17 protein-coding genes are annotated in these 15,908 nt (G+C 70.0%); 9 read left to right on the top strand and 8 right to left on the bottom strand.

Features of this window, described 5'->3' with window-relative positions:
• The first annotated feature begins 40 nt into the window (after positions 1–40).
• The 5 genes from AC068Z_RS11430 (at position 41) to AC068Z_RS11410 (ending at position 3,747) form a co-directional block, all read left to right on the top strand.
• On the top strand, positions 41–418 hold the full coding sequence (locus AC068Z_RS11430; protein ID WP_478554394.1) for a phage holin family protein: 378 nt from the start codon (positions 41–43) through the stop codon (positions 416–418).
• A gap of 6 nt (positions 419–424) precedes the next feature.
• Positions 425–916 (top strand): low molecular weight protein-tyrosine-phosphatase, encoded by a 492-nt coding sequence (locus tag AC068Z_RS11425; protein ID WP_478554393.1) that lies wholly within the window; start codon positions 425–427, stop codon positions 914–916.
• Entirely contained in the window at positions 913–2,064 is a 1,152-nt protein-coding gene (locus AC068Z_RS11420) for a cystathionine gamma-lyase (protein WP_478554392.1), read from the top strand. Before AC068Z_RS11425 ends, AC068Z_RS11420 begins: the two co-directional genes overlap by 4 nt.
• Before the next feature lie 206 nt (positions 2,065–2,270).
• Entirely contained in the window at positions 2,271–3,176 is a 906-nt protein-coding gene (locus AC068Z_RS11415) for a LysR family transcriptional regulator (RefSeq protein WP_478554391.1), read from the top strand.
• An 88-nt stretch (positions 3,177–3,264) separates the two neighbouring features.
• Entirely contained in the window at positions 3,265–3,747 is a 483-nt protein-coding gene (locus tag AC068Z_RS11410) for an NUDIX domain-containing protein (protein WP_478554390.1), read from the top strand.
• Positions 3,748–3,749: 2 nt separating this feature from the next.
• Here AC068Z_RS11410 and AC068Z_RS11405 read toward each other — a convergent pair whose 3' ends face one another.
• The gene (locus AC068Z_RS11405) at positions 3,750–5,168 is read right to left on the bottom strand and encodes a globin domain-containing protein (protein ID WP_478554389.1); all 1,419 of its coding nucleotides are present in this window, start codon (positions 5,166–5,168) and stop codon (positions 3,750–3,752) included.
• Between the two features lie 676 nt (positions 5,169–5,844).
• On the opposite strand from AC068Z_RS11405, the gene AC068Z_RS11400 reads away from it, so the two are divergent.
• Complete coding sequence (locus AC068Z_RS11400; RefSeq protein WP_478554388.1) at positions 5,845–6,711, top strand: GNAT family N-acetyltransferase; 867 nt, start codon at positions 5,845–5,847, stop codon at positions 6,709–6,711.
• Positions 6,712–6,772: 61 nt separating this feature from the next.
• Here the strand turns inward: AC068Z_RS11400 and AC068Z_RS11395 are convergent, their stop codons facing one another.
• Entirely contained in the window at positions 6,773–7,975 is a 1,203-nt protein-coding gene (locus AC068Z_RS11395) for an MFS transporter (RefSeq protein ID WP_478554387.1), read from the bottom strand.
• Between the two features lie 170 nt (positions 7,976–8,145).
• Between AC068Z_RS11395 and AC068Z_RS11390 the strand changes: the two genes are divergently transcribed.
• Positions 8,146–8,598 carry an N-acetyltransferase family protein gene (locus tag AC068Z_RS11390; RefSeq protein WP_478554386.1) on the top strand — a complete coding sequence of 151 codons (453 nt, stop codon included), beginning with the start codon at positions 8,146–8,148 and terminating at the stop codon, positions 8,596–8,598.
• A gap of 80 nt (positions 8,599–8,678) precedes the next feature.
• Here the strand turns inward: AC068Z_RS11390 and AC068Z_RS11385 are convergent, their stop codons facing one another.
• Entirely contained in the window at positions 8,679–10,064 is a 1,386-nt protein-coding gene (locus AC068Z_RS11385; protein ID WP_478554385.1) for a serine hydrolase domain-containing protein, read from the bottom strand.
• Between the two features lie 55 nt (positions 10,065–10,119).
• Positions 10,120–11,598 (bottom strand): replicative DNA helicase, encoded by a 1,479-nt coding sequence (gene dnaB / locus AC068Z_RS11380; RefSeq protein WP_015659280.1) that lies wholly within the window; start codon positions 11,596–11,598, stop codon positions 10,120–10,122.
• A 460-nt stretch (positions 11,599–12,058) separates the two neighbouring features.
• On the opposite strand from dnaB, the gene AC068Z_RS11375 reads away from it, so the two are divergent.
• On the top strand, positions 12,059–13,396 hold the full coding sequence (locus AC068Z_RS11375) for an MATE family efflux transporter (protein ID WP_478554384.1): 1,338 nt from the start codon (positions 12,059–12,061) through the stop codon (positions 13,394–13,396).
• A gap of 172 nt (positions 13,397–13,568) precedes the next feature.
• On the opposite strand, the gene rplI is transcribed toward AC068Z_RS11375, so the two are convergent.
• The 4 genes from rplI to rpsF all read right to left on the bottom strand — a co-directional run bounded on the left by rplI (position 13,569) and on the right by rpsF (position 15,303).
• On the bottom strand, positions 13,569–14,015 hold the full coding sequence (rplI, locus tag AC068Z_RS11370; protein WP_478554383.1) for a 50S ribosomal protein L9: 447 nt from the start codon (positions 14,013–14,015) through the stop codon (positions 13,569–13,571).
• 18 nt (positions 14,016–14,033) lie between these two features.
• Positions 14,034–14,270, bottom strand: a complete 237-nt coding sequence (gene rpsR / locus AC068Z_RS11365) for a 30S ribosomal protein S18 (RefSeq protein WP_003949403.1) — start codon at positions 14,268–14,270, stop codon at positions 14,034–14,036.
• A gap of 73 nt (positions 14,271–14,343) precedes the next feature.
• The gene (locus AC068Z_RS11360) at positions 14,344–14,937 is read right to left on the bottom strand and encodes a single-stranded DNA-binding protein (RefSeq protein ID WP_478554382.1); all 594 of its coding nucleotides are present in this window, start codon (positions 14,935–14,937) and stop codon (positions 14,344–14,346) included.
• Positions 14,938–15,012: 75 nt separating this feature from the next.
• Complete coding sequence (gene rpsF, locus AC068Z_RS11355) at positions 15,013–15,303, bottom strand: 30S ribosomal protein S6 (RefSeq protein ID WP_003956532.1); 291 nt, start codon at positions 15,301–15,303, stop codon at positions 15,013–15,015.
• Between the two features lie 264 nt (positions 15,304–15,567).
• Here rpsF and AC068Z_RS11350 point away from each other — a divergent pair, with 264 nt between their 5' ends.
• Complete coding sequence (locus AC068Z_RS11350) at positions 15,568–15,882, top strand: hypothetical protein (protein WP_478554381.1); 315 nt, start codon at positions 15,568–15,570, stop codon at positions 15,880–15,882.
• The last annotated feature ends 26 nt before the right edge of the window (positions 15,883–15,908 follow it).

Raw genomic sequence — 15,908 nt, 5'->3', positions numbered from 1 at the left:
CCTCTGCTCGATTCCGATCTCGTCTGCCACGATCAGACACATGAAGAATTTCGTAGTCAAGACGATCGCCAACGCGGGCGCCCTGGCGGTCGCCGTATGGCTGCTGGACAAGATCACCCTCACCGGTGACAGCACGGGCAAGAAGGCCGGCACCCTGCTGCTGGTCGCACTGATCTTCGGCCTGGTCAACTTCCTGGTGAAGCCGGTCGTGAACCTGCTGAGCCTGCCGCTGCTCATCCTCACGCTCGGCCTGTTCACCCTGGTCGTGAACGCGCTGATGCTGCTGCTGACCTCCTGGCTCGCCGATGTGTTCGACCTGAGCTTCCATGTCGAGGGCTTCTGGACCGCCGTCCTCGGCGGCCTGATCATCTCGATCGTCTCCTGGGCGCTCAACGTCGCCCTGCCCGACGGGGACTGAGCGCCGATGTCGTACCGCGTCTGCTTCGTCTGCACGGGCAACATCTGCCGCTCCCCGATGGCCGAGTCCGTCTTCCGGGCGCGCGTGGCGGAGGCCGGCCTCGACGGCCTGGTCGAGATCGACAGCGCCGGCACGGGCGGCTGGCACGAGGGCGACCCGGCCGACCCGCGCACGGTCGCCGTGCTGGAGGCGAACGGCTACGAGGGCGGGCACACCGCACGGCAGTTCCAGGCCTCCTGGTTCGCCTGCCTGGACCTGGTCGTGGCGCTCGACGAGGGGCACCTGAAGGCGCTGCGCCGGCTCGCCCCGACCGAGCAGGACGCGGCGAAGGTACGGCTGTTGCGCTCGTACGACCCCACCGCCGACGACGATCTCGACGTCCCCGATCCCTACTACGGGGGCATGGAGGGCTTCGAGGAGTGTCTGGCGATGGTCGAGGCGGCGAGCACCGGGCTGCTCGCCGCGGTGCGCGAGAAGGCGGAGGAGCGGGCGGCATGAGCGAGCCCGCGCGGGGCCCGGGCGACGGCACGCGCGCGGTGCGTGCCGGTCTGCCCGAGCCGGTCAAGTACGAGCCCACGCTGCCGGGGCCGGTGTTCGCGGCCCACTTCCATCTCCCGGGCGACCCCACCGGGCCGTACACCTACGGCCGCGACGAGAACCCGACCTGGACCCGTCTGGAACGGGCCGTGGGCGAGTTGGAGGCGCCGGACGAGGAAGGCGTCGAGACGCTCGTCTTCGCCTCCGGGATGGCCGCCGTCTCCTCCGTCCTCTTCTCGCAGCTGCGCGCCGGGGAGGCGGTCGTGCTGCCCAGCGACGGCTACCAGGCGCTGCCCCTGGTGCGCGAGCAACTGGAGGCGTACGGCGTCGAGGTGCGCACCGCGCCGACGGGCGGCGACGCCCAGCTCGACGTCCTCGACGGCGCACGGCTGCTGTGGATCGAGACGCCCTCCAACCCGGGCCTGGACGTCTGCGACATCCGGCGGCTCGTCGAGGCGGCGCACGCGCGTGGCGCTCTCGTCGCCGTGGACAACACACTCGCCACACCGCTCGGGCAGCGCCCGCTGGAGCTCGGCGCCGACTTCTCGGTGGCGAGCGGCACCAAGCAGCTCACCGGGCACGGCGACATCCTCCTCGGATACGTCTGTGGACGCGGCGGCGAGCCGATGGCCGCCGTCCGCCGCTGGCGCAAGATCGTCGGCGCCATCCCCGGTCCCATGGAGGCGTGGCTCGCGCACCGGTCCCTGGCCACGCTCCAGTTGCGGGTGGACCGGCAGAACGCCACCGCCCTCGCGGTCGCCGAGGCGCTGCGGGACTGGCCGGAGGAGCTCGGGGTGCGCTACCCGGGGCTGCCGGACGACCCGGCGCACGCGACCGCCGTACGGCAGATGCGCCGCCATGGGTGCGTGGTCTCCTTCACGCTCCCCTCACGCGCGCGTGCCGACCGTTTTCTCGACGCGCTGCGGCTCGTGGACGACGCGACCAGCTTCGGCGGAGTGCGGTCCACGGCGGAGCGGCGCGGGCGCTGGGGAGGGGACGCGGTACCGGAGGGCTTCATCAGGCTCTCGGTCGGTGCGGAGGACCCCGAGGACCTGGTGGCGGACGTGCTGCGTGCGCTGGACGAGTCCGCGCACCGGACAGCTCGATGAGGGGTACGCCTACGCTCGACGGACGGTCCGAGCCTCCCCCCTCGTGGCTCGGACCGTCCTCGGTTCCGCGCGCGAAGAACCGCGCGAACAAGGCTAGTTGACTCTGTGTCAGTGTCCAATCACAGTAGCGACAGAGACCTATCGACTTATTTATAGTTGGGCGCGGCCGGGGGGCTGAGGGAGGGCGGAGAAGGGGAGGGTGTGCCATGGACTTGGCCTTGCTGCGCACCTTCGTGACGGTGCACCGGGCCGGCTCCTTCACCCGCGCCGCCGCCCTGCTGGGCCTCTCCCAGCCCGCCGTGACCTCCCAGATCCGGACCCTCGAACGGCAGCTGGGCCGCCCGCTGTTCCTCCGCCAGGCCAGGGGCGTGACCCCGACGACCATCGGCGACGAACTCGCGCACAAGGCCGCGCCGCACCTGGACGCCCTGGTCGAGATCACCGAGACCGGCCTGGACGACGAGTCCTCGGTGCGGACCCTGCATCTCGCGGGGCCTCCCGAGTTCACCGCGGAACGGGCGCTGCCCGCGCTCACCGAGCTGACCGGCGAGGACGGCCGGGGCTTCGCGCTGCGGGCCTCCTTCGGCAACGCCGAGGAGACGCTGGAGGGGTTGGCCGCCGGACATCATGATCTGGCCATCACCACGGCCCGTCCGCGGGGCGCTCTGCTCACCGCGACTCCGCTCTGCGACGAAGTGCACGTCCTGCTCGCGGCCCCGCGCTGGGCCGAGAAGATCGGTTCCGGAGCGCCCCGCCGCAATGGCGCGCCCGCGCCGGAGGGTGTTCCGGTGATCGAGGTGCACGAGTCGCTGCCCTTCGTCTCGCGCTACTGGGCCTCTGTCTTCGACTCGCGCCCGGCCGTCGCGGGAACCGTCATCGTGCCCGATCTGCGCGCGGTGCTGGCCTGCGCGGTCGCGGGCGCCGGGCTCGCGGTGCTGCCCCGCTATCTCTGCGCGCCCGCGCTGGAGCGCGGTGAGGTCGTCGCCCTGCACGAACCCGCGGTGCCGCCGCTGCGGACGTACTTCCTGGTGGTGCGCACCGGCACGCTGGCGATGCCGCACATCGCGCGTGCCCATGAGTGGCTGTTGCAGTCGGCGGCGGAGTGGTGCTGAGGCCCACGCCCCCGGCCGTCACCCGTAGAGCTCACCTCGTGACGTTTCGCGATGTTTCACGTGGAACCAGCCGGGCCACATTTCCTCCATGACCGTCCGACCCGTGGTCAAGCGCACCGCCCGCGCCGTTCTGCTGGACGGTGACGACCTGATCCTGATCAAGCGCACCAAGCCGGGCATGGATCCTTACTGGCTCACTCCCGGCGGCGGGGTCGAGCCCACGGACACGACCGTGGTGGAGGCTCTGCACCGCGAGGTGTACGAGGAGCTCGGCGCCAAGGTCATCGATGTGGTGCCCTGTTTCGTCGACACCGTCGAGCACATCGGCGAGGACGGCGGCGCGACCGGAGTGAAGGTGCAGCACTTCTTCGTCTGCCGTCTGGAGTCCATGGACCCGTCCCTGCGGCACGGCCCTGAGGTCGACGAGCCGGTGGGCGAGTACGAGATCGTGCGGGTGCCGTTCACCCGCGTCGGCATCGCCTCCGTCCACCTCGTCCCGCTGTCGCTGCGCCACTATCTGGACGGCAACATCGAGGGCGTACGGGCGATGCACGCACCGGACCTGGGCTGAGCTCAGCCCCCGACGGCGGCGAGTTCCTCCAGCGCGTCATGGCGTATGCGCTCCGAGGGGACGCCGATGTCCCTGAGGACGTCCACACCGCTGCGGATCATCCCAGGTGGCCCCGACACATAGGCGTCGTACTCGTACCAGGGACCGAACTCCCGGATGGCGTCGGGAAGCTGGACCAGTCCGTGCCGGTCCACCACCGGGCGGACCGCCAGCCAGGGGTGGGACTGCTGGAGCCTGAGCATCGTGTCGATGTCGTACAGGTCGTGGTCGCTGCGGGCGCCGTAGAACACCTCGACCGGGCGCCGCTCGCCGTGCTCGGCCACGTCCTCGACGAGCGCCTTGATGGGGGCTATGCCGGTGCCGCCGCCCAGGCAGAGCAGTCCGCTGTCGGTCGTGTGGTCCACGGTCATCGAACCGGCCGGCGGACCGAGCCGGACGATGTCGCCGGGGCGGGCCCGGTGCACCAGCGCGTTCGACACCCACCCCGCCGGGACCGCCTTCACATGGAACGACAGCAGGCCGTCGGAGCGGGGCGCCGAGGCGAAGGAGTAGTGCCGCCATATCCGCGGCCACCAGGGCGTCTCCAGGCTCGTGTACTGCCCGGCGAGGAAGGGGTAGGGCTGGTCCGGGCGGACGGTGACGACCGCGACGTCCGGAGTCCTCAGGTCGTGCGCGACGACCTCCGCGTACCACCAGGCGGGAGCGCGCAGCCCGTCCGCGGCCGCCGCGTCGATCATCACCTGCGAGATCGTCGTGTACGTCCGGACCCAGGCCGCCTCCGTCTCCGCGTCCCAGACGGCCGAGGCGTACCTGCTCAGCGCGCCGATGAGGCACTCGCCCACCGCCGGGTAGTGCTCGGCGCGGGTGCCGTACTTGCGGTGGCCCCGGCCGAGGTTCTGCAGATACGCGACCAGGACCTCGGTGTTGTCGATGTGCTCGGCGGCCGTGAGCAGCGCCTTGAGCAGCCGGTCCCGTTGGGTGTCCATCGCGGCCGGGAAGAGGGAGCGCAGGTCGGGGTGGCGCACGAAGAGCAGCGCGTAGAAGTACGACGTCACCTTGTCGGCGACGGGGCCGACCTCGGCCATCGTCCGGCGCACGAGGACGGCGTCCGGGGAGGCCTGCTGAGCCGGGGCCGAGTGTGCCGGGCCGGAGGGTGCGGGGCTTGGGGGCTGCGGGCCCGAGGGGGCGTGGCCCGGGAAGGGCTGGTCCGAGTGGGCACGGCCCGGGAACGGCCGGCCCGAGGGCGCCTGATCCGAGCGCTGGACGGGGACACGGGGTTCGGTCGGGGAGGCCGCGGGCTCCGAGGGCCGGGCCGGCTCCGGCGCGCTGCCCTGGTCCGGCGACGGCTGCTGGTGGGGCGTGAACCAGCCGCCCCCGCCGGAAGTGCCGTTGTCGGCCGACGTGGTCGTCGGAGCGTCCATGGTGTGTGCCTCGCCTCGAACATCTTTCGGTCGGTCTGCGCACTTCCGCGTCCGGAAGCTGCCTGCTTTCCCCGCGGACGGCTTGCTTTCCCGTTCGTCGCCCTGGCCACTGCGGCCACATTCAACCCGTATCCACACCGTGTACGGACAAGTAAGGGAAGAGTGTGACATTGGCCGCAGTTCTCTCTCCGCAGCATTCCACCGGGCACGCATACCCCGGCCGCATAGGCGTAAATGCGGGTCTTCGATCTCTCCGTCCCGTTAGGCTGCCGTGCCCTGCTCGCGGTTCGCACGACTCGTGTGTGCCGGTCCCGGAGTTCCGTCCCGGATGCGAACCGGAGTCGACCCTACCGGCCAGCGCCGCGCACACAAGTCCCCCCTTCCCCGGTCACCGATTGACCAGGGGCGAAGCCGCGTTCTCGTTCAATTGCCGGGCGCGCCGCACCAATTCACAGGCTTCCCCCAGATCCCTGCCCAGGCAGCGGGGAGTCGCGTGACCGGTCGGAGACCGACCAGCGTTCGCCGCACGGTGGTCGGTACAGATGCGAAGGTTTCACGTGAAACGGCCCGCGCCCGCGGGCCGCCTCGGTCGCTGCCGTACTACGTGGCCAAAAGCTCGCACGTCTCCTCGGAAACAGGTGGACGGCGAGCCCGCCGGTCGGACAGCCTGACCTGCGTGCCGACTCCTTCGCCCGCCGCTCTGCCCATCCGCCGTCTGACGCCGCGCGACCTCACCGCCTGCGCCGACCTGTCCGAGAACCGGGGGTGGCCCCGCGAGGAACACAAGTGGGGCTTCCTCCTCACCGCGGGCAGGGGGTACGGAATCGACGACCCCGAGGGCGGACTCGTGAGTGCCTGTGTGGTCACCCGCTACGGCCCTCACGACGCCCCCGATCTTGCGGCCGTCGGCATGGTGCTGGTCGCCGAACGGCACGCCCGTCAGGGCATCGGACGTCGACTGATGCGGCACGTCCTGGCGGCGTACGGCACCACCCCTCTCACCCTCCACGCGACGCCGAACGGCCGCCCGCTCTACGAGGAGCTCGGCTTCAAGGCCACCGGCCGGGCGGAGATGCTGCGCGGGCACTTCACGCCCCGAGGACCGGAGTCGGCGATCCCCACCCGTGCGGCCACCGCCGAGGACCTCACCGCGATCCTCCGGCTCGACGAAGAGGTCTTCGGCTCCGACCGCACCCCGCTCATCACCCGGCTCCCCGCCTTCGCCGACCATCTGAGGGTCGCCGAGGAGGACGGCCGGATCACCGGGTACGCGGCCGCCTGGCCCAACATGGACACCCATGTCGTGGGACCGCTGATCGCCCAGGACACGAGGACCGCTCAGGCCCTGATCGCCTCCCTGGCCACCCACACCGACCGCCCCCTGCGCACCGACATCGACGTACGGCACGAAGAGCTGCTGAGCTGGGCCAAGGAGCGGGGCCTGGCCTCGGTCGCCTTCAACTCGGTGATGACGTACGGCATCCCGGAGCTGCCCGGGGACTGGACGCGCCGGTTCGCCCCGCTGACGGTGGCGGCGGGATGAGCCTCGCGGGCACGACGACGCCGGTTCCCGTGGGGTTCGGGAACCGGCGTTTCCAGGTCGGTCAGTGGTGGGCGAGGGCTTCGGCCGGCGCGGATCCGGCCACGACCGCGCTGGGCCCGCGGTCCCTGCGCTCCAGGGCCGCCGAGAGGACGGCCAGGAGCAGCGCGGCTGCGGCGAGAGCGGCTCCGACCCAGTTGGGGGAGGTGTAGCCGAGGCCGCCCGCGATGACGAGGCCGCCGAGCCACGCCGAGAGCGCGTTGCCGAGGTTGAAGGCGCCGATGTTGACCGCGGAGGCCAGGGTCGGGGCACCGTGGGCCTGGTCCAGGACGCGCTTCTGCAGCGGCGGGACGGTGGCGAAGCCCAGGGCGCCGATGAGCGCGATCGTGACGGCCGCGAGGACCTTGTGGTGTGCGGTGAGGGTGAACAGGGCCAGCACGACGGCGAGGGCGCCCAGCGAGACGTACAGCAGGGGCATCAGGGCACGGTCGGCGAACCTGCCGCCGACGAGGTTGCCGCCGACCATCCCGAGCCCGAAGAGGACCAGCAGCCAGGTGACCGAGCCGTCGGCGAAACCGGCGACGTGGGTCATCATCGGCGCGATGTAGGTGATCGCGGCGAAGACCCCGCCGAAGCCGAGGACGGTCATCGCCATCGCGAGCAACACCTGGGCGTTCTTGAAGGCGGCCAGCTCATGACGCAGCCGTACGCCTTCCGGCCTGGGCATCTCGGGGACGAGCCGGGCGATCCCGGCGAGACCGATCACCCCGAGGGCGGCGACGATCCCGAAGGTGACGCGCCAGCCGATGGACTGTCCGACGAAGGTGCCGAGCGGGACACCGACCACGTTGGCGACGGTGAGGCCGGTGAACATCATCGCGATGGCGCCGGCCTTCTTGTCCGGGGCGACCAGCTCGGCGGCGACGACCGAACCGATGCCGAAGAAGGCGCCGTGGGCGAGCGAGGCGACCACCCGGCCGATCAGCATGACGGAGAAGGTGGGCGCGAGCGCGGACAGCAGGTTCCCGGCGATGAACAGGCCCATCAGCAGCATCAGCATCCGCTTGCGGGAGACCTTGGTGCCGAGGACGGTCATCAGCGGTGCTCCGGCCACCACACCGAGCGCGTAGCCGGTCACCAGCAGGCCGGCGGTGGGGATGGAGACCCCGAAGTCACCCGCGACCTCGGGCAGCAGGCCCATGATCACGAACTCCGTGGTTCCGATTCCGAAGGCCCCGATCGCCAGGGCCAGGAGGGCGAGCGGCATGGGGGGTGCCACCTTCCAGAAGATTGCAGGAGAGCTTTACGTGACCCCACAATACTTGCGTGCGCCTTATATTTGCAAGCGACGGCAATTGCGGCCTGAGCTGAAGCCCCCGGAGGAGGGCCGGCCGACCGGCCCCGCCCGCGTTCGGCCGCCCGCATAGGCTGAGCACCATGGGAGACCTCGAAATACGTCCCGCCGTCGCCGACGACCTTCCGGCGATCGTCGCGATGCTGGCCGACGACCCGCTGGGCGCCCAGCGTGAGTCACCCGACGATCTGACCCCTTACCTGCCGGCCCTGGAACGCCTGCGCCGCGATCCCAACCAGCACCTCGTGGTGGCCGAGCGCGAAGGACAGGTGGTCGGCACCCTCCAGCTCACGATCATCCCCGGGCTCTCCCGCAAGGGCGCGACCCGCTCGATCATCGAGGCCGTCCGCATCCACGCCGACGAGCGGGGCAGCGGTCTGGGCACGCAGTTCATCGAATGGGCGGTCGAGGAGTCCCGGCGCCAGGACTGCCGCCTGGTCCAGCTGACGTCGGACGCCTCCCGCACCGACGCCCACCGCTTCTACGAGCGGCTCGGATTCACGGCCTCCCACGTGGGCTTCAAGCTCACCCTGTGACGGACACCGGCCCTGTGACGGACACCGGCCCTGTGACGGACACCGGCGCCCTGTTTCACGTGAAACAGGGCGCCCCCTGACTACTTGATGCCGCTCCACCCGTCCGGGTCCACCCCACCCGGCACCGGAGCCCCCTCGTCGTACGGCTGACGCGTGAACACGAACGACCCGAGGTCGAGGTGGCTCACGCTCCCGTCAGGCCGCCGTACGGCCTCCAGGCGCTCTCCGGCGTAATAGCCCTCCAGTCCGGTCCACGTACCGTCGCCGTTCGCCCGGAACCGCGAACGACGGCCGGTGCCGGACAGCGGCTCCAGCGAGACGAGCCCGTCGGCCGTCACCCTCAGCGCGAAGCCGTACGTCCCCCAGTACCACTGCCCCGCCAACTCCAGCACGGCCGGATCGGCTTCGGTCAGCGGCCGCCAGGGCTCGGGGATCCGCGGCTCCGCCTCGGCCACGATGCGTACGAGGTCGGCGGCGACCAGGGAGAGCGGCGGTCCCGAGGTGCAGTTGGCGAGCACCACCGCCGCGACGTCGTCGCTCTCGCTGAAGAGCAGGCTCGCCAGGAAGCCGGGCAACGATCCCGCGTGCCCCGCGAGCAGGCGGCCGTGCCGGTGCTGGATCTGCAGTCCCAGCCCGTACGCGGCCCCGTCGGTGACGTCCGCGGCCTCGCCGGGCGCGGCGGGCGTGCGCATCTCCCGTACGGTCGCCGCGCTCAGCACCCGGTCGTCCCCCTTGGCCAGGAACACGGCGAACCGCGCCAAGTCGGCCGTCGTGGACCACAGTTGCCCGGCCGGAGCCATCCGCCCGAGGTCCTCCGAGGGTTCCGGAAGCATCACATCGGCCCAGGGGTGCACCGCCCAGCCACCCGCGTGCGGCGCCTGCGGCCGCCCGCTCGTGCGGTTCAGGCCCAGGGGTTCGAGCACTTCACGCCGCAGCACGTCCTCCCAGGGCTCCCCGCGGAGCTTCTCCACCAGCGCGCCCAGCAGGGTGTAGCCGGGGTTGGAGTAGTGGTGGCGGCGGCCGACGGGATGCAGGAGGGGCTGTTCGCCCAGCACGTCGGAGAGCTCGGGCCGCAACGAACCGGGCGTCCGCTCCCACCAGGGGCCCGGGGACTCCGCGGCCAGGCCGCCCGTATGGGCGAGGAGTTCGGCGACGGTGGCCTCCCCCGCTCCCGTCCCGGGCAGATGCTTCTCCAACGGGTCGCCGAGGTCGAGCAGCCCCTCGTCGCGCAGCCGCAGCACCAGAACGGCCGTGAAGGTCTTGGTGATCGAGCCGATCCGGTACTGCACGTTCTCGTCCGGCCCGTGCCCCTCGACCGAGGTGCGGGCCCCGTGCCACACCACCCGCCCGTCCCGTACGACCGTCGCGACCAGCGAGGGCGCACGCCCCTCGGACTGGGCCACGGCGATCCGGTGCAGCAGCGCCCGTCGCGTACCGGGCAGCAACTCTTCCTGAGATGTCGTCATGCCCCCAGTCCACCCCGAGCGACCTCGGGGAGTCGAGCGCATAAGTGCCGGTGGATCAGGTCTGTGCCATGTCGACGAAGCGGGAGTAGTGGCCCTGGAAGGCCACGGTGATCGTCGCCGTCGGACCGTTACGGTGCTTGCCGACGATGATGTCCGCCTCGCCCGCGCGCGGGGACTCCTTCTCGTAGGCGTCCTCACGGTGCAGCAGGATGACCATGTCCGCGTCCTGCTCGATGGAGCCGGACTCACGCAGGTCGGACACCATCGGCTTCTTGTCCGTGCGCTGCTCGGGTCCACGGTTGAGCTGGGAGAGCGCGATCACCGGGACCTCCAGCTCCTTGGCCAGCAGCTTGAGGTTTCGGGACATGTCCGAGACCTCCTGCTGACGGCTCTCGGATCGCTTGGAGCCACCGGACTGCATCAGTTGCAGATAGTCGATGATCACGAGCTTGATGTCGTTTCGCTGCTTCAGCCGACGGCACTTCGCGCGGATCTCCATCATCGACAGGTTCGGGGAGTCGTCGATGTAGAGGGGTGCGGCCGAGACCTCGGGCATCCGGCGCGCGAGGCGCGTCCAGTCCTCGTCCGTCATGGTGCCGGAGCGCATGTGGTGCAGGGCGACCCGCGCCTCGGCCGACAGCAGACGCATCGCGATCTCGTTGCGCCCCATTTCGAGGGAGAAGATGACGCTCGCGAGGTTGTGCTTGATCGACGCCGCCCGCGCGAAGTCCAGGGCGAGTGTGGACTTACCCATGGCGGGACGGGCCGCGATGACGATCATCTGGCCAGGGTGCAGACCGTTGGTGAGCGAGTCGAGGTCGGTGAAGCCGGTCGGCACACCGGTCATCTCGCCGGTGCGCGAGCCGATCGCCTCGATCTCGTCGAGCGCGCCCTCCATGATGTCGCCGAGCGGGAGGTAGTCCTCGCTGGTGCGCTGCTCGGTGACCGCGTAGATCTCGGCCTGGGCGCGATTGACGATCTCGTCGACGTCGTCGTCCGCCGCGTATCCCATCTGGGTGATGCGGGTGCCGGCCTCGACGAGGCGGCGCAGGACGGCCCGCTCGTGCACGATCTCGGCGTAGTACTCGGCGTTCGCCGCCGTCGGGACCGTCTGGACCAGGGTGTGCAGATAGGAGGCGCCGCCGACCTTGTTGATCTCACCCCGTTTGGTGAGTTCGGCGGCGATGGTGATCGGGTCGGCCGGCTCGCCCTTGGCGTAGACGTCGAGGATCGCCTGGAAGATCGTCTCGTGTGCGGGCTTGTAGAAGTCGTGGCCCTTGAGGACCTCGACCACGTCCGCGATGGCGTCCTTGGACAGGAGCATGCCGCCGAGGACGGACTGCTCCGCGTCGAGGTCCTGGGGCGGCACCCGCTCGAAGGCCGAACCGCCGCCGTCCCACTCGCCGTTCTCCCGGCCGCGGTCGTGCTGCTCGTCGCGGCCCCGGCCTCCGTCACCGCGGCGCCGGGAAGCGGGCAGACGATCACTGGGCCCGCTGTCGGCCCACGGGTCGTCCAAGGGCTCGGAAATGCTCACCGAGCCACCTCCTCCCGTCCGCCGAGCGGACCTCGCCGTGCCTCTCTGTTCTACGGCACGGCACTGACAAAACGAGAAGCCCAACTCCGTTTCTAGCGCGTCGGTTTTGTGCCGTTTTCACGGCCGACGGACGGAGCGGGCGCCGGACCACGGTAGGCCCCCGGCCACCGTCAGCCAATCTGGTTATCCACAGGCCATGTGGACGACGGCCCGGATGCTGTGGAGAACTCCGCAAAACCTGTGCACGACACGGTGGACAGCCCTGTGAACAAGCTGCGCCCATTTCCGGAGCACTGGCCCTGACCTGCACTTTTCCCGTCCACCGGCTGTGCAGAAGAAAAACTTCCCCAGTCGGCCCAAGATCACATCGAACGGTATGCGAAAGCACACATCCCCAGACGTCGAGTAAGGGTCAGTGACCGATTGCATCTCTTACCTGTGGACGATTAGATTAGTGCTCATGACACAGGCTCCCGCGACCCCCAAGGCCATCCGCCGTCGGCACGATCGAGAGATCGTCGCCCTGGCCGTCCCGGCCTTCGGTGCCCTGGTCGCCGAGCCCCTGTTCGTCATCGCCGACAGCGCGATCGTCGGCCACCTCGGCACCGCCCAGCTCGCCGGTCTCGGCATCGCCTCCGCGCTCCTGGTGACCGCCGTGAGCATCTTCGTCTTCCTGGCCTACGCCACCACCGCGGCCGTCGCCCGCCGTGTCGGAGCGGGCGATCTCCGGGCCGCCATCCGCCAGGGCATGGACGGCATTTGGCTGGCCGTCGTCCTCGGCGTCGCCGTCATCGCCCTCGTCCTGCCGTCGGCCCCGTTCCTCGTGGACCTCTTCGGCGCCTCCGACACAGCCGCCCCCTACGCGACCACCTATCTGAGAATCTCGGCCCTCGGCATCCCGGCCATGCTCGTCGTGCTCGCCGCCACCGGCGTCCTGCGGGGCCTCCAGGACACGAGGACACCGCTCTACGTCGCCGGCGCGGGCTTCGTCGCCAACGCCGCCCTCAATGTCGGCCTCGTCTACGGCGCCGACCTCGGCATCGCGGGCTCCGCCTGGGGCACCGTCCTCGCCCAGTGGGGCATGGCCGCGGCCTATCTCGTGGTCGTCGTCCGGGGAGCCCGCGAGCACCAGGCCTCGCTGCGCCCCGACGCGGCCGGCATCAAGGCCTCCGCCCAGGCCGGTGTCCCGCTGCTCGTACGCACGCTGTCGCTGCGGGCGATCCTGATGATCGCCACCGCGGTCGCCGCCCGCCTGGGCGATGCCGACATCGCCGCGCACCAGATCATCCTGTCGCTGTGGAGCCTGCTGGCCTTCGCCCTCGACGCCATCGCGATCGCCGGCCAGGCCATCATCGGACGCTATCTGGGAGCCGGTGACGCCGAGGGCGCCCGTCAGGCGTGCCGCCGCATGGTGGAGTGGGGCATAGCGGTCGGAATCGTGCTCGGCCTGCTGGTCCTGCTCTCCCGCCCGCTGTTCCTGCCCCTGTTCACCAGCGACCCCATGGTCAAGGACGCCGCTCTGCCCGCTCTGGTGATCGTCGCCCTGTCCCAGCCGATCTCCGGTGTGGTGTTCACCCTGGACGGAGTCCTCATGGGCGCCGGGGACGGTCCCTATCTGGCAGGGGCGATGGTGATCACCTTGGCGGTCTTCACTCCGGTCGCCCTGCTCGTCCCCGTCCTGGGCGGTGGACTCACGGCCCTGTGGGCCGCCATGACACTGATGATGACGGTACGCATGCTGACGCTCTGGCTGCGGACCCGATCGGGCCGCTGGCTGGTCACCGGCGCGACGCGCTGACCGTTTCACGTGAAACCGACGTTTCACGTGAAACATGGCCCCGCTGGACCACGCCCCGAACACCACGTCCCGAACACCACGCCCCCGAGCAACGCGCCCTCGGACAGGCGGAAGGGGCCGCACCCCTGCGGGTACGACCCCTTCTCACAGACTGCTCGAACCGAGCGCAGCGTCAGGCCGCGACGACCTCGATGTTGACCTTGGCGGCAACCTCGGGGTGCAGACGCACGGACGTCTCGTGGGCGCCCAGGGTCTTGATCGGAGCGGTCAGCTCGATGCGGCGCTTGTCGACCTCGGGGCCACCGGAAGCCTTGATCGCCGAGGCGATGTCGGCCGGGGTGACGGAACCGAAGAGACGACCGGCGTCGCCGGAGCGGACGGCCAGACGGACCTTGACGCCCTCGAGCTGGGCCTTCACAGAGTTGGCCTGCTCGATGGTCTGGATCTCGTGGATCTTGCGAGCACGACGGATCTGCTCGACGTCCTTCTCGCCACCCTTGGTCCAACGGATCGCGAAGTTCCGCGGGATCAGGTAGTTGCGAGCGTAGCCGTCCTTGACGTCGACGACGTCGCCCGCGGCACCGAGGCCGGAGACCTCGTGGGTGAGGATGATCTTCATGTTTCGGTCACCCTTCCCTTATCGCGCGGTGGACGTGTAGGGCAGCAGCGCCATCTCACGGCTGTTCTTCACGGCCGTGGCGACGTCACGCTGGTGCTGCGTGCAGTTGCCGGTCACGCGGCGGGCACGGATCTTGCCGCGGTCGGAAATGAACTTCCGCAGCATGTTCGTGTCCTTGTAGTCCACGTACGTGACCTTGTCCTTGCAGAAAGCGCAGACCTTCTTCTTCGGCTTGCGCACAGGCGGCTTCGCCATGGTGTTTCTCCTGTGTGATCAAGAAGTTTGGGATACGACCCGCCCTCGATCAACGGGCACAAGGCCCGGGGATCTAGAAGGGGGGCTCGTCCGAGTAGCCGCCACCGCCGCCACCGCCGCCGGAGTTTCCACCCCAGCCACCGCCGCCGCCCTGCTGGCCACCGGCGGGAGCGCCGGTCGCCCACGGGTCGTCGGCGGGAGCGCCGCCGCCCTGCTGACCGCCGCCGGGGCCACCGCCCCAGCCGCCGCCACCCTGGCCGCCACCGCCACCGCCGCCGAAGCCACCGCCCTGGCCACCGCGGCCGGCGGTCTTGGTGACCTTGGCCGTGGCGTTGCGCAGGCTGGCGCCGACTTCCTCGACGTCCAGCTCGTAGACCGTGCGCTTGACGCCCTCACGGTCCTCGTAGGACCGCTGCTTCAGCCGGCCCTGCACGATGACGCGCATGCCTCGCTGGAGCGACTCGGCGACGTTCTCCGCCGCCTGACGCCAGACCGAGCAGGTCAGGAACAGGCTCTCGCCGTCCTTCCACTCGTTGGTCTGACGGTCGAAGGTGCGGGGAGTGGACGCGACACGGAACTTCGCGACCGCCGCACCGGAAGGGGTGAAGCGCAGCTCGGGGTCATCGACAAGATTGCCGACGACCGTGATGACGGTCTCGCCTGCCATGGGGGAACCTCTCGGCGGGTTTGCTGCTGGCTGCTTGTGCTGCTACTCGAATCCCGAGATCGGCTGAGCGGAAGCTCAGTGGGTCTCGGGGCGGAGGACCTTGGTCCGGAGGACCGACTCGTTCAGGTTCATCTGGCGGTCGAGCTCCTTGACGACCGCAGGCTCGGCCTGCAGGTCGATGACCGAGTAGATGCCCTCGGGCTTCTTCTTGATCTCGTACGCGAGACGACGACGGCCCCAGGTGTCGACCTTCTCCACCTTGCCGTTGCCCTCACGGACGACGGAGAGGAAGTTCTCGATCAGGGGGGCGACAGCGCGCTCCTCCAGATCGGGGTCGAGGATGACCATCACCTCGTAGTGACGCATGTGGAACCCACCTCCTTTGGACTCAGCGGCCACGGTCGTTCCGTGGCAGGAGGGTTGTGATGCGTACGCAACGGTATCCGCCGCCACTGACAATCGGGGTCCCTCTCGGAAGTCCCTGGTCGTGGCATGGGCAGACACGGCTGCAGACGGTACAGAGTACCCGCACACCCGCTTCCGGTTGAAATCCGGCCGTGAACGCCGACAATCTGGATACATCGGGTGTGTATGGCGCTACGATGCGCCGCCTTCCGCAGGAGGTGCCCTATGGCACAGACAATGCGACCCAACACCGTCGGAGGCCTCTTCGCCACGGACGGGAAACCTCACCCCCTCCAGGACACCCTGCTCGCGGTGACCCTGGTGCTGGGCGTCATTTCCTTCGTCACGGCGATGTTCCACGACCTGCATCTGCTCAGCTCCTGGACCGGCCTGGTGGGAATCGCCACCGGCGCCTACGGCCAGTGGGTCTCGGAGACGACGCGGGAACGCTTCGGCCTGATCCTGGGCCTGGGCGCCTCGGCCATCGGCTTCTTCCTGGGCATGGCGCACGGAGGCCTCTTCGGCGGGGTCGTCGGCTGAGGCCGTAGCCACTCTCCCCGCACCCC

This window comes from Streptomyces sp. NPDC043726 (genome assembly GCF_056436565.1).
Note: the sequence above shows the minus strand (reverse complement) of the source record. Positions and strands in the feature narration are given on the sequence as shown.

What these genes read in the sequence shown, in the direction of transcription:
- AC068Z_RS11360 (WP_478554382.1), bottom strand. Translation starts at nt 14,937, where the DNA reads ATGGCAGGCGAGACCGTCATCACGGTCGTCGGCAATCTTGTCGATGAC.
- AC068Z_RS11390 (WP_478554386.1), top strand. Translation starts at nt 8,146, where the DNA reads ATGGGAGACCTCGAAATACGTCCCGCCGTCGCCGACGACCTTCCGGCG.
- rpsF (WP_003956532.1), bottom strand. Translation starts at nt 15,303, where the DNA reads ATGCGTCACTACGAGGTGATGGTCATCCTCGACCCCGATCTGGAGGAG.
- AC068Z_RS11385 (WP_478554385.1), bottom strand. Translation starts at nt 10,064, where the DNA reads ATGACGACATCTCAGGAAGAGTTGCTGCCCGGTACGCGACGGGCGCTG.
- rplI (WP_478554383.1), bottom strand. Translation starts at nt 14,015, where the DNA reads ATGAAGATCATCCTCACCCACGAGGTCTCCGGCCTCGGTGCCGCGGGC.
- AC068Z_RS11405 (WP_478554389.1), bottom strand. Translation starts at nt 5,168, where the DNA reads ATGGACGCTCCGACGACCACGTCGGCCGACAACGGCACTTCCGGCGGG.
- AC068Z_RS11410 (WP_478554390.1), top strand. Translation starts at nt 3,265, where the DNA reads ATGACCGTCCGACCCGTGGTCAAGCGCACCGCCCGCGCCGTTCTGCTG.
- AC068Z_RS11425 (WP_478554393.1), top strand. Translation starts at nt 425, where the DNA reads ATGTCGTACCGCGTCTGCTTCGTCTGCACGGGCAACATCTGCCGCTCC.
- AC068Z_RS11420 (WP_478554392.1), top strand. Translation starts at nt 913, where the DNA reads ATGAGCGAGCCCGCGCGGGGCCCGGGCGACGGCACGCGCGCGGTGCGT.
- rpsR (WP_003949403.1), bottom strand. Translation starts at nt 14,270, where the DNA reads ATGGCGAAGCCGCCTGTGCGCAAGCCGAAGAAGAAGGTCTGCGCTTTC.
- AC068Z_RS11415 (WP_478554391.1), top strand. Translation starts at nt 2,271, where the DNA reads ATGGACTTGGCCTTGCTGCGCACCTTCGTGACGGTGCACCGGGCCGGC.
- AC068Z_RS11350 (WP_478554381.1), top strand. Translation starts at nt 15,568, where the DNA reads ATGGCACAGACAATGCGACCCAACACCGTCGGAGGCCTCTTCGCCACG.
- AC068Z_RS11395 (WP_478554387.1), bottom strand. Translation starts at nt 7,975, where the DNA reads ATGCCGCTCGCCCTCCTGGCCCTGGCGATCGGGGCCTTCGGAATCGGA.
- AC068Z_RS11430 (WP_478554394.1), top strand. Translation starts at nt 41, where the DNA reads ATGAAGAATTTCGTAGTCAAGACGATCGCCAACGCGGGCGCCCTGGCG.
- AC068Z_RS11375 (WP_478554384.1), top strand. Translation starts at nt 12,059, where the DNA reads ATGACACAGGCTCCCGCGACCCCCAAGGCCATCCGCCGTCGGCACGAT.